The sequence below is a fragment of the Vibrio sp. D401a genome, assembly GCF_030248515.1.
In the GTDB taxonomy this organism is placed as follows: domain Bacteria; phylum Pseudomonadota; class Gammaproteobacteria; order Enterobacterales; family Vibrionaceae; genus Vibrio; species Vibrio rotiferianus.
In genome coordinates this window covers 150,195-170,576 of the sequence record NZ_JAHGAI010000024.1, presented here as the reverse complement: position 1 = coordinate 170,576, position 20,382 = coordinate 150,195, and the positions used below count along the sequence as shown (strand labels likewise).

At 43.4% G+C, this 20,382-nt stretch carries 17 protein-coding genes and 1 tRNA gene; 10 read left to right on the top strand and 8 right to left on the bottom strand.

Annotated elements, in window-relative coordinates:
- Window positions 1-30 precede the first annotated feature (30 nt).
- Window positions 31-909: a DMT family transporter gene (locus KIV41_RS12330; RefSeq protein WP_285336562.1), complete on the bottom strand. Its 879-nt coding sequence runs from the start codon at window positions 907-909 to the stop codon at window positions 31-33.
- A 343-nt stretch (window positions 910-1,252) separates the two neighbouring features.
- Between KIV41_RS12330 and KIV41_RS12325 the strand changes: the two genes are divergently transcribed.
- From KIV41_RS12325 to KIV41_RS12305, 5 genes are all read left to right on the top strand, one after another.
- Entirely contained in the window at window positions 1,253-1,423 is a 171-nt protein-coding gene (locus KIV41_RS12325) for a hypothetical protein (protein WP_285336561.1), read from the top strand.
- Between the two features lie 380 nt (window positions 1,424-1,803).
- Window positions 1,804-2,193: a cytochrome c gene (locus KIV41_RS12320; protein ID WP_285336560.1), complete on the top strand. Its 390-nt coding sequence runs from the start codon at window positions 1,804-1,806 to the stop codon at window positions 2,191-2,193.
- A gap of 15 nt (window positions 2,194-2,208) precedes the next feature.
- Complete coding sequence (gene ccoN, locus KIV41_RS12315; RefSeq protein ID WP_252042979.1) at window positions 2,209-3,618, top strand: cytochrome-c oxidase, cbb3-type subunit I; 1,410 nt, start codon at window positions 2,209-2,211, stop codon at window positions 3,616-3,618.
- Window position 3,619: 1 nt separating this feature from the next.
- On the top strand, window positions 3,620-4,231 hold the full coding sequence (locus tag KIV41_RS12310; RefSeq protein ID WP_010451493.1) for a cbb3-type cytochrome c oxidase subunit II: 612 nt from the start codon (window positions 3,620-3,622) through the stop codon (window positions 4,229-4,231).
- Complete coding sequence (locus KIV41_RS12305) at window positions 4,228-6,384, top strand: cytochrome c (protein WP_285336557.1); 2,157 nt, start codon at window positions 4,228-4,230, stop codon at window positions 6,382-6,384. Before KIV41_RS12310 ends, KIV41_RS12305 begins: the two co-directional genes overlap by 4 nt.
- Before the next feature lie 79 nt (window positions 6,385-6,463).
- Here KIV41_RS12305 and KIV41_RS12300 read toward each other — a convergent pair whose 3' ends face one another.
- Together KIV41_RS12300 and KIV41_RS12295 are read right to left on the bottom strand one after the other, a co-directional pair.
- The gene (locus tag KIV41_RS12300) at window positions 6,464-7,657 is read right to left on the bottom strand and encodes an acetate/propionate family kinase (RefSeq protein ID WP_010451490.1); all 1,194 of its coding nucleotides are present in this window, start codon (window positions 7,655-7,657) and stop codon (window positions 6,464-6,466) included.
- Between the two features lie 360 nt (window positions 7,658-8,017).
- Window positions 8,018-9,937 carry a DEAD/DEAH box helicase gene (locus KIV41_RS12295; RefSeq protein ID WP_252042981.1) on the bottom strand — a complete coding sequence of 640 codons (1,920 nt, stop codon included), beginning with the start codon at window positions 9,935-9,937 and terminating at the stop codon, window positions 8,018-8,020.
- Window positions 9,938-10,316: 379 nt separating this feature from the next.
- On the opposite strand from KIV41_RS12295, the gene rnb reads away from it, so the two are divergent.
- Window positions 10,317-12,320 carry an exoribonuclease II gene (rnb, locus tag KIV41_RS12290; RefSeq protein ID WP_045386823.1) on the top strand — a complete coding sequence of 668 codons (2,004 nt, stop codon included), beginning with the start codon at window positions 10,317-10,319 and terminating at the stop codon, window positions 12,318-12,320.
- A gap of 67 nt (window positions 12,321-12,387) precedes the next feature.
- On the top strand, window positions 12,388-13,185 hold the full coding sequence (locus KIV41_RS12285; protein ID WP_252042982.1) for a helix-turn-helix transcriptional regulator: 798 nt from the start codon (window positions 12,388-12,390) through the stop codon (window positions 13,183-13,185).
- On the opposite strand, the gene KIV41_RS12280 is transcribed toward KIV41_RS12285, so the two are convergent.
- Window positions 13,186-13,542, bottom strand: a complete 357-nt coding sequence (locus KIV41_RS12280) for a DUF3024 domain-containing protein (RefSeq protein WP_010451483.1) — start codon at window positions 13,540-13,542, stop codon at window positions 13,186-13,188. It abuts the gene before it with no gap.
- A 156-nt stretch (window positions 13,543-13,698) separates the two neighbouring features.
- Between KIV41_RS12280 and KIV41_RS12275 the strand changes: the two genes are divergently transcribed.
- Window positions 13,699-14,526, top strand: a complete 828-nt coding sequence (locus tag KIV41_RS12275) for a phosphate ABC transporter substrate-binding protein (protein ID WP_010451480.1) — start codon at window positions 13,699-13,701, stop codon at window positions 14,524-14,526.
- A 50-nt stretch (window positions 14,527-14,576) separates the two neighbouring features.
- Here the strand turns inward: KIV41_RS12275 and KIV41_RS12270 are convergent, their stop codons facing one another.
- Window positions 14,577-15,257, bottom strand: coding sequence for a MaoC family dehydratase (locus KIV41_RS12270; RefSeq protein ID WP_010451478.1), 681 nt, complete (start codon window positions 15,255-15,257; stop codon window positions 14,577-14,579).
- 329 nt (window positions 15,258-15,586) lie between these two features.
- Between KIV41_RS12270 and KIV41_RS12265 the strand changes: the two genes are divergently transcribed.
- Window positions 15,587-15,677: transfer RNA gene (locus KIV41_RS12265), tRNA-Ser, on the top strand.
- A 79-nt stretch (window positions 15,678-15,756) separates the two neighbouring features.
- Window positions 15,757-17,055: a tyrosine-type recombinase/integrase gene (locus KIV41_RS12260; RefSeq protein ID WP_285336553.1), complete on the top strand. Its 1,299-nt coding sequence runs from the start codon at window positions 15,757-15,759 to the stop codon at window positions 17,053-17,055.
- Between the two features lie 320 nt (window positions 17,056-17,375).
- On the opposite strand, the gene KIV41_RS12255 is transcribed toward KIV41_RS12260, so the two are convergent.
- From KIV41_RS12255 to KIV41_RS12245, 3 genes are read right to left on the bottom strand one after another with little or no spacing between them, the layout of a single operon-like run.
- Window positions 17,376-18,143, bottom strand: a complete 768-nt coding sequence (locus tag KIV41_RS12255; RefSeq protein WP_053050670.1) for a hypothetical protein — start codon at window positions 18,141-18,143, stop codon at window positions 17,376-17,378.
- Between the two features lie 2 nt (window positions 18,144-18,145).
- Window positions 18,146-19,198: an AAA family ATPase gene (locus KIV41_RS12250; protein ID WP_053050669.1), complete on the bottom strand. Its 1,053-nt coding sequence runs from the start codon at window positions 19,196-19,198 to the stop codon at window positions 18,146-18,148.
- On the bottom strand, window positions 19,191-20,306 hold the full coding sequence (locus KIV41_RS12245) for a DUF262 domain-containing protein (RefSeq protein ID WP_053050668.1): 1,116 nt from the start codon (window positions 20,304-20,306) through the stop codon (window positions 19,191-19,193). The genes KIV41_RS12250 and KIV41_RS12245 overlap by 8 nt, the downstream gene beginning before the upstream one ends.
- Window positions 20,307-20,382: the final 76 nt, after the last annotated feature.

Here is a 20,382-nt window from a genome sequence, read left to right as displayed (position 1 = left end):
TAACGTTATCACTGGCTTTATAAGTTTAGTTTAAGCGCGTTTGAGAAAACGGAGTTTGCCACCAGTTCGGTAGATGACCAACGAAAATAAGATAAGCGCACAACCAACCAGTTTATTGGAAGTTAGCACTTCACCGTACCAAATCACACTCAAAACTACCGTCCATACCGGCTCAAGGATCATAATCAGTGCTGCATTGCCAGCCTGAACAAACTTCTGTCCCATGGTTTGCATCACATATCGCAAACTGGTTGCCAAGAGCGTGCTCAGAGCAAACCAAATCCAGATAGACGTAGACACTTCAGTTGGCACCGTCTCCACCAAAGATGAAATAAGTAAACCAATCAAGCCTGTCACAAACAGCTGAATACACGTTAGCAACAATACCGGCAATTTCTGCGAGTACTTACTGTTTACGTTGAAGTGTAAAGCCAGCATGAGAGCGGCTCCCAAGAACCAAAGCTGACTAGAAGATTGTTGCCAACCACCAGCCAGCGATAAGCATCCTAGACCAATGATAGCAATGGGCAGAGAGATCCAGAAAATGCGTTGCGGCCTTTGACGAAACATCACCCAAGCAACGATTGGCACAAACAGCATCGATAAACTCATGATGAATGCGCCCTCGCCTAGGGTGTCGCTGATTGAAATAGCATGAATCCAGCACATCAGCGCGCCTCCCAAAAGCACACCAACGCCTGCCGCGGCAAAAATATCTCTCTTATTGGCAGCACGAAGCGGCTTGATACACAGCGGTAACAAGCACAAAGAAGCGATGGTAAATCGCAGCCCAATAAATCCAAATGGTGGAAGACCTTGAATGGTTTCTTTAGAGAAGATCCACCCTAGTGCCGCGATCATCGTAGTTGCGACGAGCACGAATGCAGCTTTGCGTTCAGAGTTAAGCATAATTACTCACAAAAAAGACCCAGCGAAGCAATCGTCAGGGTTCGCACATCATTAATTTTAATGTGTATTAGATAGTTATATTTACATCGCAAATGCTGAACTAAATGTGTACTTAGACTGAGGAGTGCTAACGTTTGCGAAACGCGCACAGTATACAGTGTGACTTAGTTATCATCGAGTAAATTACTATGAAATCCAATCATTGTTTCGTGACTTGATGTCATCAAAATCGGCGCTGAAATCTTAGGCAAAAACTCAAATAGATTAAGGAATAACCTGACTCTAAACTAGGCACGAAATGTTAAAATAACAACGAAGTAAAACAGTCGTCAGGAGGTGCTTTATGAGACATTCAACCGTACTCTTTTTCATTCTGATTGCCCTGCTTATTATTGCGCCTATCGCACTGGGCTCACTGTTTAGTCTTGTTAGCTCCCTTCACTTAAGTTACATCGAAGCCGACCCAATTTCTGTCACGCGCGTCTATGACATGATGGTCTATCGCGGTCGATAGTTTTCTTTCGAAGAGCTCTCATTCTCCAACCGCTCTGGCTAAAGCCAGAGCGGTTTTCAACTTCCTTAATCCTTTTAAAACAGCGCAAAACCCACTCAAATCAAACAAAACTCACCAACTTTCAAACATCAAAAGCTAACCGCCTATTTTCACTTTAGTTGTATTGGTAATGATTTTGTCCATTCCACTTAATTGGTGCGTATTAGTAATTAAATCTACAACTAATTTGTCTCGTACATAGCGATAAAGCCAGTACGCGCTACCCTTTACCGTACAACAATAAAGACGTGCCCGACTATCACCTTACCAATATGAGCAAAGTGCTGGCATAAAACGCCCAAGTTAGTGAAACACGCATTCAATTTACTAGGGAAACAGTGATGAGATTAAAGAACACGCATTTCATGAGCACAGGTATAAAGGCGGCTTTCCTCGCCACGATGTGCTTCTCTCCTTTCACTTTCGCATCTGACGCCAAAGTCGATGAGCAATTTGAGGTTGGTAAAGAGAAAGCGAAAGTATGTATGACATGTCACGGTGCTGACGGCATCTCTACCATCGACGCCTATCCAAACCTACGCGGTCAGAAAAAAAGCTACCTGATCTCTTCTTTGAAAGATTACAAAGCGCGGGAGCGGACCAGTGGTTTGGCGGTACTCATGCAGCAGCAAGCCGACGCCCTGTCTGACCAAGATATAGAAGACATTGCGCACTATTATTCGCAGTTAGGGAACGAGCATTCACCGTCAGATAACGAGCCCCAGCCTTAAACGAGGAGCGTTCTTATGGAACAAACAACTACACAATACAACACTCAAGTTGTGAAGTATTTTGTGTTGGCATCGTTGGTTTGGGCGATTGCGGGGATGATCATCGGTGTCATTCTAGCTGCGCAGTTGTACTGGCCCATTCTGAACTTTGATTCGCAATATTTCCAATTCGGTCGTCTGAGACCTCTACACACATCTGGTGTGATATACGGCTTTGTCGTCAACATTTTAATGGGTACTTCGCTCTACATTGCCCAGCGCACTGGCCGTTGTAATTTGTTCAACCAGAGCTTGTCTTGGATGGTATTCTGGGGATGGCAACTCGTTCTGCTCTTGGCGCTTATTACCCTACCCGCTGGCTACACGACATCAAAAGAATATGCGGAGTTGGAATGGCCAATCGACGTCTTAATCGTCTTGGTATGGGTGCTTTATGCCGTGCTGTTCTTTGGCACGATTGCCAAGCGCAAAGTAGACCATATCTTTGTAGCAAACTGGTTCTTTGCCGCCTTCATTATCGTGATTGCGATGATCTTCGTCGTGAACAATCTCGCAATGCCCGTCTCACTGATGAAATCCTATTCCGTCTTTGCTGGTGCACAAGATGCCATTGTCCAATGGTGGTGGGGTCATAACGCCGTAGGCTTTTTGCTGACTGCGGGTGTGATTGGGATGAACTATTACTTCATTCCTAAAGCCGCTGATCGCCCTATCTACTCTTATCGTTTGTCTGTGATCCATTTTTGGGGCTTAGTTGGCTTTTACACCTGGGCGGGTACGCACCACTTGGTTTACTCGTCGGTACCGGTTTGGGTGCAAAACATCGGCATCATTATGTCACTCATTCTATGGCTTCCGTCTTGGGCAGGTGCTTTCAACAGTGCGATGACACTCCTGCAAAACAAAGAGAAGCTCAAATCTGACTATATTTGCTTGTTCTTCTTTTCGGCCATTCTGTACTACTGCTTAGCCACTTTTGAAGGGCCTCTGCTTGCCATTCGCTGGTTCAATATGCTGGCGCACAACACCGAATGGGTGATCGGGCACGTTCATTCTGGCGCATTAGGCTGGGTGGGCATGTCTGGAATTGCGGTGTTCTACTACTTCATCCCACGTCTGTGCAACAAGACAGAACTGTGGTCGAAGCGACTGATCAAATGGCACTTCTGGCTTGCCCATGCAGGTGTTGCCATTTATGCCATCGCACTTTGGGTGGCCGGTATTGGTGAAGGCTACATGTGGCTCACTCAGAACGAGAATGGTGAGCTGGTATACAGCTTTATCGAAGCCATGAACTTTAAAGCACCATGGTTGTTCTTGCGCTTCTTTGGTGGTGCGCTCTTTGTGCTCGGCTTGTTCCTGATGGCATTCAACTTGTACAAGACCGTACGCTCTCCGTCCGTACTGGTAGCGAAGGAGGCATAAGATGAGCAAAGACTTTACGCATTCAGTGATCATCTTGATCATCACCACTGTTGTTGTGGCTTCCTTCTCTCTTGCAGTTTGGGTGGTGCCTAACATCCTGCGTACTGACGACATCGCCAAAGGCAGTTTAGCGAAGCCGTTAACTGCGTTGGAGCTTGCTGGTCGCGATATCTACATCAGCGAAGGTTGCCATGTGTGCCACACGCAGATGGTTCGCCCGCTAGAACCCGAAATCAAACGTAACGGACGCGCGAACCAAGAGTCCGATGATATTTACGAGTTCCCTAACTTGTGGGGTTCCAAACGTACCGGGCCAGATCTGACCAATCTTGGGCGTAAGTATTCGGACCAATGGCATGTGTTGCATCTTATCGACCCACGCCAAGTCGTTCCGACATCCATCATGCCAGCTTATCCTTGGTTGTTTGAGCAGACTTTGTCTGGCAACGCCATTGGTAACAAGATGGAAACGCTGCGTACGTTGGGCGTGCCCTACACCGACCAAGAGATCTCAGACGCGAGATTACAAATACGCGGTAAAACCAAAGCGGAAGCTCTGATTCGTTATCTTCAAAGCCTTGGTCAAGACACAGCACAGGAGGTGGCACAATGAGCACATTCTGGAACTGGTGGGCAATTGCCGCCACAATTGTCTTCTTCATATTAATGGTATCTGTCATCGTCAAATATTGGCGTAGCAACCATAAAGCAGACCAAGAACACACCATTGCCTCCTTTGATGGCATTGACGAAAAAGACGCACCACCACCCAAGTTACTGTTTGCCAGTTACGCAGTCGCCTTTCTGTTGTCAGCAGGATACCTAGTGTTATATCCGGGTTTAGGCGAATGGAAAGGTTTGGCGAATTACGATCAAAGTGACGATAAACTCAGCGCACCGTCAACGACGCTTGATGAACAATTTAGCCAAGTTACGGACTCGTCGCTCGACGCATTGGCACAAAACGACGATATCGTCCGTACTGGTCGCATGCTGTTCCAAACCCATTGTGCCGCTTGTCATCGAGACAACGCCCAGGGCCAAAAGCACTTCCCTAACCTGATCGATAAGGAATGGATGTATGGTGGCGATGACGATGCTTTGATTCACTCCATCGCCAAAGGTCGTAACGGTGCCATGCCAGGCTGGGTAGAGGTCATGAGGAAAGACGAAGTCGACAAAGTCGCCTATTACCTTGCATCCCTTAATCAGCGCCACAGTGACGTGCCAGAAGTGAAAGTTGAATTAGGTAAGAGTTTGTTCGTCGAATATTGCTCGTCATGTCATGGTGACGGCTCGATAGCAAATCAACAAACGGGGGTGCCTGATCTATCAGACAGTGTCTGGCTACACGGCGGGAGTATCGAGGAGATTCAACACACCATCAATTACGGTTTAAACAACTTAATGCCTGCGTTTGAAAACCAACTTTCTGAGCACGAAATCCTCGCGCTTGGTGCTTACATCCGTAAAGCGGGTGAAGAGCAAGAGCAGAAACTCGCAGCGCTGAATGCTGAGTCGGTTAAACGCGGTGAGTACCTAGCCCATGCCGGGGACTGTGTGGCTTGTCATAGTGCAGAAGGCGGCGAACCTTTTGCCGGCGGTCTGCCATTCGTTACCCCATTTGGCACCATCTACTCCACTAACATCACGCCCCATGCTAGTGCAGGTATCGGTGAGTATGATTATGATGACTTCCGAGATGCGCTTGTGAAAGGGAAAGGTAAACATGGTTACCTGTATCCTGCTATGCCCTACACGTCTTATCAATACCTCACGGAACAAGATATGACGGATTTGTGGGAGTTCATGCAATCTATCCCCGCGGTGGCTCGTCGTAACGATGAAAACCATATGATGTTCCCGTCTAACATCCGTCTTGGTTTGCTTGGTTGGAATATCGTCTTTATGGATACTGACCCAATTGACTACAGCTTGCCGCAAGAACTTGAAGGGCACGTGGAAGATGTTGAGAAGTGGCAGAAAGGCAAATATTGGGTAGCAGGCTTAGGACACTGCTCAGAATGCCACACGCCGCGTAACATTGCTCAAGCCCTAATTCCTGAGCGCATCTTCCAAGGTAACTTGATAGACGGCTGGAATGCGCCTGATATTACCTCAACAGAGTTGTACGTTGGTGGTTGGGATGAAAAGACGTTGACCGACTTCTTACACACTGGCCATTCAGACAAAGGCACCGCGTTTGCCGGGATGGCGGATGTCGTGAAGAACAGCTTGAGTTTAATGACGCGTGAAGACATTGAATCCATGTCCTACTACTTGCTCAGTGGCGATGTGAACAATTTTATTGCCGCCGACGCTGTACCACTAGAGCCTAAAGGATTCGATGACGCCGCCTATCAAGCTCCAATCTACACCGTCTATAAACAGACTTGTGGCGCTTGTCACGGCAACGATGGTAAAGGACGTAACCCAATTGCACCAACATTGCTAAACAATGGCATTATCATGCACAGCGACCCATTCAACACCATTGCTGTAACAGTGCGTGGCTTACAACCCACCTACATCGACCCAGAGCGCAACTTTATGCCGATGGCGAGTTTTGAGGATATCCTCTCTGACGCCAGTTTAGCCGAGCTAATTACCTTTGTACGTAAACACCTCGGAGACCAACAACAAGAGGTTACCGCTGAGGATGTTCGAGAAGTGAGAGAAACACTGGAAGCGGCAGGGTACGCTGGAGGGCTTCATACCACGCCAGACATGTATGACAGGCGTGATAATAACATCAATATTCGGTAATAGCTTGTAGAATCCAACCACAAAAAAAGCCCTTTCCAACCGGAAAGGGCTTTAACTTAGTTCCCAAAATTTTGCCGTTTTACAGCAGTTCTACCGACTGTTGAGCGATTACCCACTCTTCGTTGGTAGGAATAACTAGTGCTTTCGCACCTAGCAACTCAGATGTAGCAACAACACCTGCGTTACCAAATCGAGCATCTTCGTTACCTTTCACATCTTCAACAAAACCTAGCAGTTTTAGGTTCTTCAGGATTTCACTACGGATTGGCATTGAGTTTTCGCCGATGCCGCCTGTGAAGATGATGCCGTCGAATGAATCTAAAGCAGCAAGGTAAGACGCGATGTATTTAGACACACGGTAAGTGAATACTTGGAATGCTAGAGTTGCACCTTCGTGACCCTCTTCCATCGCTTCCAAAATACCGCGAGCATCGCTTGTTAGGCCAGACACGCCTAAGAAGCCAGAAGCTTTGTTCAGTGAGTTGAATACTTTCTCTTGAGACCAACCTTTCTTAAGTAGGTACTCAATGATGCCTGGGTCAAGGTCACCACAACGTGTACCCATCATTAGACCAGACAGTGGCGTGAAGCCCATAGACGTATCAACAGATTCGCCGTTGTTAATTGCACAAACAGAAGCACCGTTACCTAAGTGAACAGAGATGAAGCTAGACTCTTCAACTGGCTTGTTGATCATCTTCGCAGCTTCACGGCTTACGAAGTAGTGGCTCGTACCGTGGAAACCGTAACGACGAATACCGAAGTCTGTGTAAAGTTCTTTCGCGATTGCACCAGTGTAAGCTTTTGCAGGCATTGTTTGGTGGAAAGCAGTATCAAATACAGCAAACTGAGGTAGCTCAGGGAATGCCGCCATTGAAGCACGCATACCAATCGCATGAGCAAGGTTATGTAGAGGAGCTAAATCACTTAGCGCTTCTACGTCTGCAATAACAGACTCATCTAAACGGACTGTTTTAGTAAACTTCTCACCGCCGTGAACCACTCGGTGGCCAACAGCAACAACATCTTCAATTAATTTGTACTCTTTTACTAACTCAACTAACTTTGCTACTGCAAGTTGATGGTGATTCTCATCGCCCTGAATAGCGTACTCAAATTTCTCACCGTTGAATTTCCAGCTCATACGAGCGTCTGAAAGACCAAAGCACTCGCCCAAACCACTCAATACAGCATCGCCAGATTGAGAGTCGATTACCGCAAATTTTAGTGATGAGCTACCAGAGTTGATCACCAGTACAAACGAATTAGACATGAAATAGTTTCCTGTTGTGGAGCAAAGGTTGTAATTGCGCAGTTGCGCTGTGTACTTCTTGTTTGTAAGACCTATTATTCAATAATTTTTTAATCTTTCAACTATCTTTTAGAGTTAGTTGTTCGTTTGCGTGATTTTTGTTGATCTAACGCAATTTTAAAATTTATTTTAGCCGTGAAATATATTGCCTCACTCAACTAAAGTGGAATCAGACACTTAAAAACGTCAATAAATGAAGAATAAAGCAAAAATATTACGAATTTTTTTGAATGGGTGAGATAGATAAGCAGAGACAAAAAAGCCGAGCTAAGTGCTCGGCTTTCAAGTTCAACTATTTTTTAATGCAATAGTATGCAGATATTATGCGTCTTGCGTACGACGGCCACGGCCGTGACCACGTTCACCACGGTGTGCACCACGGTGATCACCACCACGGTTACGATCGAAACGACGTTCGCCACCTTCACGATTACCATCGCGGTTGCCGTCACGGTTACCACGGAAGCCACCTTCGCGACGACCGCCTTCACGACGACCACCTTCACGGTTGCCATCGCGGTTACCACGGTAACCACCGCCATCACGACGACCGCCATCGCGACGACCACCGTCACGGCGACCACCACGAGACTCACGGAAGTCATCGAAGTCACATACTACAGCACCAACATCTTGTTGACGGATACGTAGCTTGCTTAGCTTGTTCGCAGCGTCTGAAGTCATTGCTTTAGGTAGCTGTACGAATGTGTGACCTTGCGCTAGCTTGATCGCACCGATAGAACCTTTACCTAGACCTAGTTCGTTTGCTAGAGCGCCAACGATGTCTTTAACTTGAACACCTTGCTCGCGACCAACTTGAAGTTGGTAAGTATCCCAGTCTTGGTTGTTGAAGTTACGACCGCCATCACGACGCTCTTTACGACGTTGCTTGTCACGTTCAATCGCTTCTACCATTGGGTCTTCGCCAATGTAGAATAGAGGACGTTTACCTTGCTGACGCTTAAGAAGCATTGCTGCAAGCATCGCAGGTTCAATTTCTAGAGACGTTTGTAGCTTCTCAACAAGCTCAGCGAACTTGTCTAGTGCTTTGTGCTCTTTTTCAGCTTCCAGTTCAGCCGCTAGCTTGCTTAGACGAGCTTCTGCAACTTGGTCACGTAGAGGAAGTTGGATTTCTTCCATAGATGACTTAGTTACACGCTCGATAGTACGAAGCATACGGATTTGGTTAGTACGAACTAGAAGGATCGCTTTACCTTTACGTCCTGCACGGCCAGTACGACCGATGCGGTGGATGTAAGACTCAACATCGAATGGGATGTCGTAGTTAAATACGTGAGTAATACGTGGAACGTCTAGGCCACGAGCAACAACGTCAGTTGCAACTAGGATGTCGATAACACCTTGTTTGATGTGATCAACAGTACGCTCACGTAGAGACTGAGGAATATCACCGTGCAGTGCTGCAGCTTTAAAGCCACGTGCAGATAGCCAATCAGCTAGACGCTCAGTGTCTTGACGAGTACGTACGAATACGATTGACGCGTCAGTTTCTTCAGTTTCAAGAAGACGAGACATAGCTTCATCTTTCTCTACACCCTTCACTACCCAGAACTGTTGTTGAACTTTGTCTACAGTGTGGTTTTTACCAGCAACGTCAACAGTTACAGGATCACGTAGGAAGCGCTCAACAATGTTTTTCAGCATTGGTGGCATAGTTGCAGAGAATAGAACGCGTTGAGCTGATTCAGGAGCGTGCTCCATGATCGCAGTTACGTCGTCCACGAAACCCATGTTTAGCATTTCGTCCGCTTCATCAAGTACGAAAGTATTAACTTCGTCTAGATGTAGACGTTCACGGTTGATAAGGTCTTGAACACGGCCAGGAGTACCAACAACAACGTGTGCACCGTTTTTAAGAGCACGCATTTGATCTACGATAGATGCACCACCGTAGATTTCTAGAACTTTAAGACCCTTGATGTTTTTACCAAGGTTCTTCATTTCAGCCGCAACCTGAATCGCTAGCTCACGAGTTGGAGCAAGAACGATTGCTTGTGGTTTACGTTGGTTTAGATCTAGTTTGTTTAGAAGAGGCAGAGAGAATGCTGCCGTTTTACCTGTACCCGTCTGTGCTTTACCCAGCGCGTCAGCACCTTCCAATAGGTGTGGGATTGCCGCAGCCTGAATTGGAGTTGGTGACACGAAACCCATTCCGTCTAGAGCAGAAAGGATAGAATCATTCAGAGATAAATCGCTGAATTGAATAACAGAATCTTGCATTGGGATCCTACTTAATTAAACAAAAAAACAGTCCCATATGCTCTTCCAATTCGATACTGATTCATCCAGTTACTAAATCCATTCAGAAAGGGAATTAGTACAGTACACAACCGCGATAAGCCATTAGGGACGACTAAGGGAGGCGGATTATTCCTTAAATGCATAAAAAAAGCCAGAAAAAATTGAATTACATCACAATTTATTCTCACTAATGGTATTATTCGCGTAAATTTCCACCTATCCCCTATTTTTAAGGGCTGTCGATGATGAATATTCAACAAAACAGTCAATAAACAGGGGCGAATTTGCGCGCTTTCAGTAGTAATAATAGCGCGCAATGATTATAGTGTGCCCAACTCCATTGGTAAGTTAAAAAAAGATGTTTCAAGATAACCCACTATTAGCTCAGCTTAAGCAGCAAATCCAAGAAAATCTGCCTAAAAAAGAAGGCTCAGTCAAAGCAACTGATAAAGGCTTTGGCTTCCTGGAAGTGGATAGCAAAACCAGCTTCTTCATCCCACCAGCGTACATGAAGAAGTGCATGCACGGCGACAAAGTGGTTGCCATCATCCGCACGGAAAACGAACGTGAAGTTGCAGAACCACAAGAGCTGCTAGAACAAGCCGTAACTCGCTTTATTGGCCGAGTAAAAATGTTCAAAGGCAAGCTAAACGTTGCACCTGATCACCCACAGCTTAAAAAGCTCTCTCTTAAAGCGAAGTTAAAGAAAGGTCTAAAGCCTGACGAATTCGCAGAAGGTGACTGGGTTGTCGCACATCTTATTCGCCACCCTCTTAAAGGCGATAACACTTTCTTCGTAGAAATTTCTGAGAAGATTACTGATTCAAACGACAAGATTGCTCCTTGGTGGGTAACGCTTGCTCAAAACGATCTACCAAACTCTGAGCCAGCAGGCATCGAAAACTGGGAACTGAAAGACGACGCAGATCTAGAACGCGTCGACATGACTCACGTTCCTTTCGTAACTATCGATGGTGAATCAACCAAAGATATGGACGATGCACTGTACGCGAAAAAAACAGAATCTGGTGATTTCGAACTGACTATCGCAATCGCGGATCCAACCGCGTACATCACACCTGAAGATGATATGGATAAAGTCGCCCGTGAGCGTGGCTACACCATCTACCTTCCAGGTCGCAACATCCCAATGCTGCCTCGTGATCTAGCGGACAACTTATGTTCTCTAATCGAAGGTGAAATCCGCCCTGCTATCTGCTGTACAGTTACAGTAAGCAAAGATGGCGTAATTGGTGATGACATCAACTTCTTCGCTGCAAACATCAAATCTCACGCTCGTCTTGCATACGACCACGTCTCTGATTGGTTAGAAAACGGCAGCTCAGACAAATGGCAGCCATCAGAAGAGATCGCAACTATCGTTCGTGACCTGTATGACTTCTCACTTGCTCGTGCAGATTGGCGTGAAAAGAACGCAGTTGTATTCCCAGATCGTCCAGACTACCGCTTCGAACTAAGCGAAGACAACGACGTTGTAGCAATCCACGCTGACATGCGTCGCAGTGCAAACCGCCTAGTTGAAGAGTCTATGATCACCGCAAACATCTGTGCTGGCCGTACACTTCGTGACAAGTTTGAAACGGGCGTCTTCAACACGCACGCAGGTTTGAAAGCAGAAAAGATCGAAGACGTCGTTCAAATGGTAAACCCTGAAGGCACGCTTGAGTTCACAGCGGAATCTATCGCCACATTAGAAGGTTTTGCTGCGCTACGCCGCTGGTTGGGTGTTCAAGAAAGCTCGTACCTAGATAATCGCATTCGTAAATTCCAAACTTACAGCGAAGTGGGTAACCAACCACTGCCTCACTACGCAATGGGATTGGACATCTACGCGACTTGGACATCACCAATTCGTAAGTACGGCGATATGATCAACCATCGCATGCTAAAAGCCGTGATTCTAAACAAAGAACCGATCCAAACACCAGATGATGAAGTTGGCGAAGAGCTAGCATTGCATCGTAAGCATCATAAAATCGCTGAACGAAATGTCTCTGATTGGCTATACGCACGTACTCTTGCAGACGAGCCAAACAAGCAAACGTGTTTCACAGGTGAGATTTTTGACATTAATCGTGCGGGAGCACGTGTCCGACTTCTCGAAAATGGCGCAGCAGCCTTTATTCCTGGTAGCTTGATTCTTGATAATAAAGAAAGAATTGAGTGCAATGGCGACAACGGTACTGTTTCGATCGATAAAGAAGTGGTATACAAACTGGGTGATACATTAGAAGTTATTCTAACTGATGTGAATCAAGAGAATCGCAGTTTGGTCGCTAAACCAACACAAGTATTTGCTGACGCTCCGGCAACTGATGCCAAAGAGACAGTAAGCGAATAACAGCTGTTCGTTAAAAAAGGCGCTCAAATGAGCGCCTTTTTTGTTTTTGTAAAAGACATAAGAGCCTATGCCGAATATACAGATACTACGTTTTAATCATTTTACTGCTAGAAAAAGTGAACGATACACAACTCCGCATAATGGCTTGTACATTGTTGAAGAGGGTTCACTGCTCGTCCACCAGCCCGATGGGCAAGAAATGGAATGGAAAGCTGGGGACTTCGCTCTTTATAACTCAGAAGACTTACTTACTGCTGAGTCACAAGCTGGTGAGAATGGCTTTCAAGCAACCGCCCTAGTCTTTGATAGCGAATTGTTGTCTAGCCTTCACCAACTTGAAGGAGCGGCCTCAACAGCCTCTACAAGGCAGTTCTACCCGTTTGATTCAAATCAGTACGGCGACATCGCGGTAGCAAAAGACCTATTAGTGAGCTTAGTTTCTAAACAGAAGAATGAATTAGCTCAATGCCACCTAGCGTTGGCGTTAATTGCAATGATGGCCGAGGTTCAACCTAACCTTCTTAGTATTATTAACAACGCAGGTCATCTGAGTGATTCACAAAAAATCATCGACTATATTGAGAAAAACATCGAGAAAGATATCACACTTGAGATAGTGTCCGCTGAATTAGGCATGTCTATCGCGACATTGAAGCGACGCTTAGCAGCTGATGACATGTCTTTCTCACATATACTAAAGGTAAAGCGTATTAACTATGCTGCTACTCAGCTAAGAGTATCGCAAAAATCAATCACGCAAATTGCGTTCGATTCTGGTTTCAAAAGTGCGGCTCATTTTAGTACAGCGTTCAAATCTGTGTACAACATGACACCGAAAGATTTCCGAAACCAAATCACTCGATAATTATTGCCAAAAACATGCTTGAGGATCGGACTCTAACTCCGCAATAAGATCCTCAAGCTCTTTACAGCGTGGCAAGCTTGAATAAGGCACCCACTCGCTACCTTCTTTTTCCCCTTCGCTAGGAACAAAAAACAGCCATGTTTGCGTGTCTTCATGAAAGAGTATCCGCGCAATGGAAGATGTGTATTCACTATGCTGAGAATCAAGCAAGTAGTGCGCATGGTATAGCTCTACACCATTATCAATTGGCTCATACAAACTTTTTCCTAACTCAACAGGTAAGCTAGCATTTCGCTTAGAACAAAATGTTTGAATCGCTTTATTAAGTCGACTCATAGCCAATCGAGAAACGGACATAAAGATACTCCTAGAACCTAACATCAGTATAGGTTGAACCTACCAACTAAGAGCAGTGTAAACCAGAACTATTTGGCAATCGTATTTCCCGTTCACAAAAGTGTAACCTGAACGAAATATCATATGCGCTGCTGTATACTATTTTTGGAGTTCAATATGTTACGTTTAACTATGGCAAGTATTTTAGCCATGGCTCTGTCTGCTCCTTTGGCAATCGCGAAGGAAATCAATATCTCTGGCTCAACGTCTGTTGCCCGTGTTATGGATGTCATTGCAGAGGAATACAATAAAGTCCACCCAGATAACTACATAGCTGTACAGGGCATTGGCTCTACCGCCGGGATCACTATGGTAAATAAAGGTGTAGTTGAAATAGGCATGAGTTCGCGATACCTCACCCAAAGAGAAAAAGGAGAAGACTTAAACGTCATTCCCATCGCCTATGATGGATTAGCCGTTGTTGTTAACCGTACCAACTCTTTAGATAACCTTTCAGAACAGCAACTTTTTGATATCTACAAAGGAAAAATAAATAACTGGCAACAAGTGGGCGGCAATGATCAGCCGATCGCTGTGGTAACACGTGAAGCCTCTTCAGGTTCTCGTTATAGCTTCGAAAGCTTACTTGGCCTAACTAAAGTCGTGAACGACCGTCTTGTCTCAGATATCAGCCCAAACAACTTAGTGGTCAACAGCAATAGCATGGTAAAAACCATCGTGAACCACAACCCCCATGCCATTGGTTTTATCTCAGTAGGCTCTGTCGATCAGTCGGTAAAAGCTATTCAGTTTGAAGGAACTACACCGTCAGCAAAAAATATCGCAAGTCATAAGTACAAGTTGGCGCGCCCTTTCTTAATCTTGTACAAAGTTGATGGATTAGATAAAGCAGGAAAAGAGTTCGTTTCATTCTTAAAGTCTGAAACAGGACAAAAAGCCATTGCCGATTATGGCTACACACCGGTTAAGAGTTTCAGCCAGTAAAAACAAAAAAAGAGAGCTAATTTTAGCTCTCTTTTTTATCAATTCTTTGCTTAGAAGTGCAATTGAATTACGGATACAACAACCGCACCTGGGCGACGTATCCCTTCAATTTCTACTTTTATCTCACGCTCAATCTCAAGACCTTTCTTAATTGGAGTGATCTTCGTTAGTTTGCTTGATGCGCGTACGTTATTGCCTGCTTTGACTGGATATGGAAAACGAACTTGATTCAAACCAAGGTTCACAACCAGTTTCGCTGTTGGAAACATTGGCTTTTCTGGGTCAACAGAATCAGTCAACTTAGGCAGCAACGCTAGCGTTAGAAATCCGTGAGCGATCGTTGTCTTAAATGGGGACTCGGTCGCGGCACGCTCTGGATCAGTATGAATCCATTGCATGTCTTCTGTTACCGAACCAAATTGGTTAATACGCTCTTGAGATACGTGAACCCAATCACCAACATGGATCACTTCGCCAATTTTTTCGCTAAGCTCGTCGAATAGAACTTGGGCTTCTGGCTTAAGTACGATCGGTTCAGGTTGAGGGATAACTTCCTCATTTACTGCTGGTTGCTGATGATCGCGCACTTTGGAAAAGAGAAAACTGTTTTGTGCCCTACCTAAGAAGTCACTCCAATAATCGCGCAGCGTTGGAGACATCCAATTCATAAACTCTGATTGATGAGCAGAAATCGCACCAACTTTGTCTTTAAATAGATTCGTGACCTTCATAAATACCCTTAGAGAAACTCAGCACAACTGGCTATACCAGTTAATTTTGAATTAGTTCACATTCTGTTGCAAATACTTTCGGGCGAACACATGTATACTCAAAGCCTACTTATCCTTTAATTTCATAAACTTATCAATAAAACACTATTTTATTATACAAGTCATCATTAAAGTCATTGCTCTACTATCTAGCGATTTCCGCTCTCTTTCTTTCACCTTTCATGCGCAACAGCACAGTAACCACTGATTACAAAACAGGCAAACAGTTCATTTGCCGCTAATCAATGCTTTACAAGTTCTATGCCACAACATATTATGTGCCCCGCAACGGAGAGATGGCTGAGTGGTTGAAAGCACCGGTCTTGAAAACCGGCATACGTTAATAGCGTATCTAGGGTTCAAATCCCTATCTCTCCGCCACATTCAAGCCCCTGATTTATCAGGGGCTTTTCGCGTTTTTGGCACTGCATTAAGTCACCACTTAGGATTGACTGAGACAATGTACCTTTTTCGTGCCCCAAACTCGACCTACTACACTCGCATCTGTTTGCCTAAATCCCTCAGAGATAATGGCTTTCCTTTTGACCTGAAAATTTCGCTACTTACTAAGCGACGTGATGAAGCTGTAGAACGTAATTTCATCCTCGTTCCTCCACTAAAAAAGCTTATAGATGAAGCTTTCCAGGAAAATGATGCTGTTTCTTTTCGCCTAAAGGTAGATGAAGTCGTCAATCATGTACGAGATGGATTTCCATTGCGTGATACGGTGCGTCTACCTATTCGGCAAGTGCGAACGGCAAGTTCGCTTTCCTATCCTACGGCTGTGAACGCTGTTGAACCATTAGCTATAAAACCCAAGATCATCATCGCGCCTAAAAATGCGCTAGAAGAATTTATAGCTTCTAAGCAACATGCCAAGGTGCGTCCACTTACAATCGAGCAATTAAATCAACGTACTGCTCATTTCCTGAATCCTTTGGCAATTGATTGTGTATCCAAAATAACAAGTGCCGATGCTGTACGTTTTCGTGATCGTTTGTATAAAGAAGGACGAAGCTACAAAACCAATAAAGATTACCTAGCATCCTGCCGTCAGTTCTTCAAATGGTGTAAGCAAATGAATTACATCTTGGAAAATCCATTTCAAGAAATTGCTGTTCAAGAACAAATGAAGAAGAGAACTCAAGATGAAGAACGTGAACGTTGGTCAATTAAGGACTTAACCAAGCTCTTTAAGTCTTCTGAATATCAGTCAAAACCAGAAGAGTTCAAGTGGGTCACTAACATCATGCTTTACCATGGCTTAAGGCCTGCTGAAGCTTGTCAGTTACGAGTAGCTGATGTTAGGACGAAAGATGGTTATCAGTGCTTTGTAGTGTCTGAGGATGGTGAAAATCAACATGTGAAGACAGCGAGCAGTGTTCGGTATGTACCTATCCATAGCAATCTAATTGATAGTGGTTTTCTTGACTACGTGGCTAAGCGTAAATCAGCGCGATGTATTCAGCTTTTTAGCTATAAACCTGACGGTAAGTGGGAAGACTGGTCAAAACGCTATTGTCAGCAGTTCGGACGCTTACAAACAGAAATCGGTATGCCAGCCAAAGCTCGCCCTACCGCTTATAGCTTTAGACATACATTCATTGATGAGTTGAAACAGGCTGGTGTTGAAGAATCGATGGTTGCACAGCTAGTCGGTCATACTCATTCAAGTATGACATTTGGGCGCTATGGCAAAAAATATCCTGTTCGGACATTGGCATCAGTGATAGAAAATGTACGTTTTCATAAACTATAAGTTAATAATACTGCAAGCAAAACATTGCGGACAGACTTTGGTTGACTAAATTTTCATAATGGAACTATATTGTTGGTCATCAATTTGTCGTTTTTTGATGAGGTCACATTAATTATAGTCGCGATTAAAGTTACCCCACGAATTTAGAGCATAAGAGCAATACTAAATAGGTAGAGAAGGTGATGGGTGTCCCTATTGTTCGTGAAAATTATATTTAAGTATTTCCATCACTTATTGCAGTATAGATTTTCTTTTGGGTTTGTAATCATTTGAATAACAGCGAAAAAGGTAAGCATTTTTATATACTTACCTTAACATGCTTAAATCTCTCTAAAAATACAGGTTATCTCTTTTTCTGGCTTCCAAAGGTAAATGAAACCACTAGATAGCATAACCTCAATCTTTTGATTTGGTTTTTCTATTATCAAGTAACGGTCATGGTTTTGAGTAGAGTAACATGCGCCATTGTATTGAGTTACATTCCAACTAGTTTGTTTAGCTCTAACTAAAGGTTTGTGTTTTTTAACGGATTTACTCTTACTAACAAACTCAATAACAAGGTCTTTCTTAGGGAGGATCTCATCAAAAAATTTTTCAGTAGTAATGCCACCGTCCCCCCACGCCTGAGCGAAAAAATAGTTATCACAAATGGTAATTTTGGTAGCGTCTGTGCATAGAGATTCTAAGTGATTCGTTATTTCATCTCTAGGCTCACCTTTCAGGCATGTTTTTGAGTAATTAAGTTCAATATTTCTTTCGTTAATATTCAAATAAGGGTAGGAGTTTCTATTATCATCAGCTGTTAAGACAAGATGATATCTTGACATTTTACCCAACTCTTCAATTGTTTTAGTTTGAATACCGCCACTTAAGAAAGCTGAAAGTAACGCGGGAGATATAATTTGCCCTTCATCACCCTCTAGTCCTTTAAGTGCTTGATGACACCTAAAAGCCTGACAAGAAGATTGCACAAAAGGCAACTTCAAATGCGAAAGTAGGTTACAAACGAGGGAATGGTCAGTAGTCTTACCATTTTTAAAACGAAAGTATTCAATGAATAGTTCATCATCAAGCGCAACTTTACCCAAAACTAACCTCCAATTTCAATTAGTTCGTTAAGCGTGCTATCAAAGAAACCACTAGGAAAACTTGTTTTATTTCCGTTTTGTTCGATGTAGTGACCATTACTGTTTAGTTTTAGCGAAATAAATGATGAATCTACATCTTTTTTATAATGGATAATTACATTATCACTTCCAATGTTTTTCTTATAAATTTGATGGCGCGTTTTATTTATCAGATGTTCACAGTGTGTTTCCACTATAATTTGAACACCATTATTTGCTACAAAAACAAACAAGCTACTAAGTAATGATTGTGCTTTAGGGTGCAAATGTATCTCAGGGTTTTCGATTACTACAACATCACCTTTCTTAGCAATCAAGCATAATATAATCACCTTAGCAACATAGCTCATACCTGCGCCTAAATTTAGAGGTGAAACTTCTCCAAGCTTAGCATCGTTAAAAGTGACCTTCACTTGTGAAGACGATTGGGGTTCGGTCGTCAACTCTGTTTTTGTTTCTGTAATGAAGCTTAGCCACTGACTTACTTGATAACTTAGAGTCTTTGATTCTCTATATTTACAGAACTCATCCATCAAAGGGGTGTCTTTAAGTTTATTAAAATAACCTAATATGTACTGACCAGAAGAGCCAATCTTGTTAGTAGAGCTAATTAGGGCTAGCTCTTCTGGTCCTTGCCTATTTGCACTCAAGTACAACAACTCTGGTTCTTTACTTTCACCTAGTACATCAAAGGACAAATCAATGCCTCCCAAAGATTCAAGCCCTTCACTAGTTATTTTGATATCACTAACTTTCTCATTCTTAGATAATGAAATAGAGATTTCCTTTGCGTTAATATATTTATTACGAACGGAGGTGTAATCTTCTAAATATTGAGTTATAGGATCCAATGCATATTTATTGGCGTTATTGGAGTGCTTGACTGCCAATAAAATTGCTTGTATTACAGTTGATTTGCCCGAAGAGTTTAACCCTGTAATGATCGTGTAAGGTTTTAGATTAATAGACTCTTCATTTATACTTTTAAAGCCTTTTATATTGATATTACTAAGCAAGTTTTATATCCTCAATTATCTTTCGCGCGACTTCAATCCGATGCCAAAGTGTGATTGTTTGGTTGTAATCACCATAATAATCTCTGTTTGATGCAATGTTAGCCTTATAAACATTTAAAATATTTAAAATTGCATCTCTATGAGAGTTGATTTTTTCCAATAGTTCAGGAGAGGTAAAAACAAAAGAGAAAACCTCAAAGATCGAAATTAAAATGGTATTTTTATATTCTTCATGTATGAAAGCTTTTTCACCTAATACGATATGGATATCACGAAATACTTTTTTAGTTTGATATCTTAAGTAGTTTATGAAATCCTGATTGCATCCATTTAAATATTTCATTGTTAATGAAAGCAGCTCATTCACATCGTAAATGTCATTGGGTATATTCATATAGCCATTGGCGCATAAATAAAATGTCAAATGTCTCAGCGCCATATACTCTCTACGCATTCGGTGAGAGTCAGTCATTCCAAAAAACGCGAATTCAGGTTCACTCGCTATATTTATAAGTAACTCACTAGCATAACCTTGATGTAGGGCATGACGCATTTCTTGTTGATTTAGCTGCGTTCCGCCTCTGTTAATACGGTCAAATATATAGAATTTTACAACTTCAGGTGTAGGAGGTTGAACTATATATGTCTGGATCTGACAGTCTTCTATTTTTGCTTGGAAAATAGGCGGGAGATCATGAAAGCCGAAGCCATTGTACTGAGAAAGCATTCTCAAGCCAGATAGGCGAAATTCACTTTCGACAAAGCTACGCATAGCCGTTAGGCGCTGTTTTCCATCAATTACTTGTCTTTGTCCAAACTCGTTTTCAAACAAGTACAACATTGGGATAGGAATCCCCATTAGTATTGATTCTATCAGCTCAGACTTTTGCAATAGAGTCCAAGCGTTAAAGCGTTGGAAATCAGGTGAGATATCCACTCTTCTTCTTTGAATCTGTCTAATAAACTCGAACACGCTATATTGCTCTTTCGCAATACGTATCGTTGAAGTGGGTGACATAGTATAAGAAGAGTCGCAACTCTCGATGGCATCTGCAATTTCTAACTCATCAATACTATCTTGGCCTGACATCGATTCGAATCTAGACATCTTTCACCTATATACGTGGTACAAACTTCGAAATTATCTCACACTTCTCACCTTTCGTCATGCGTTGTACGATTAA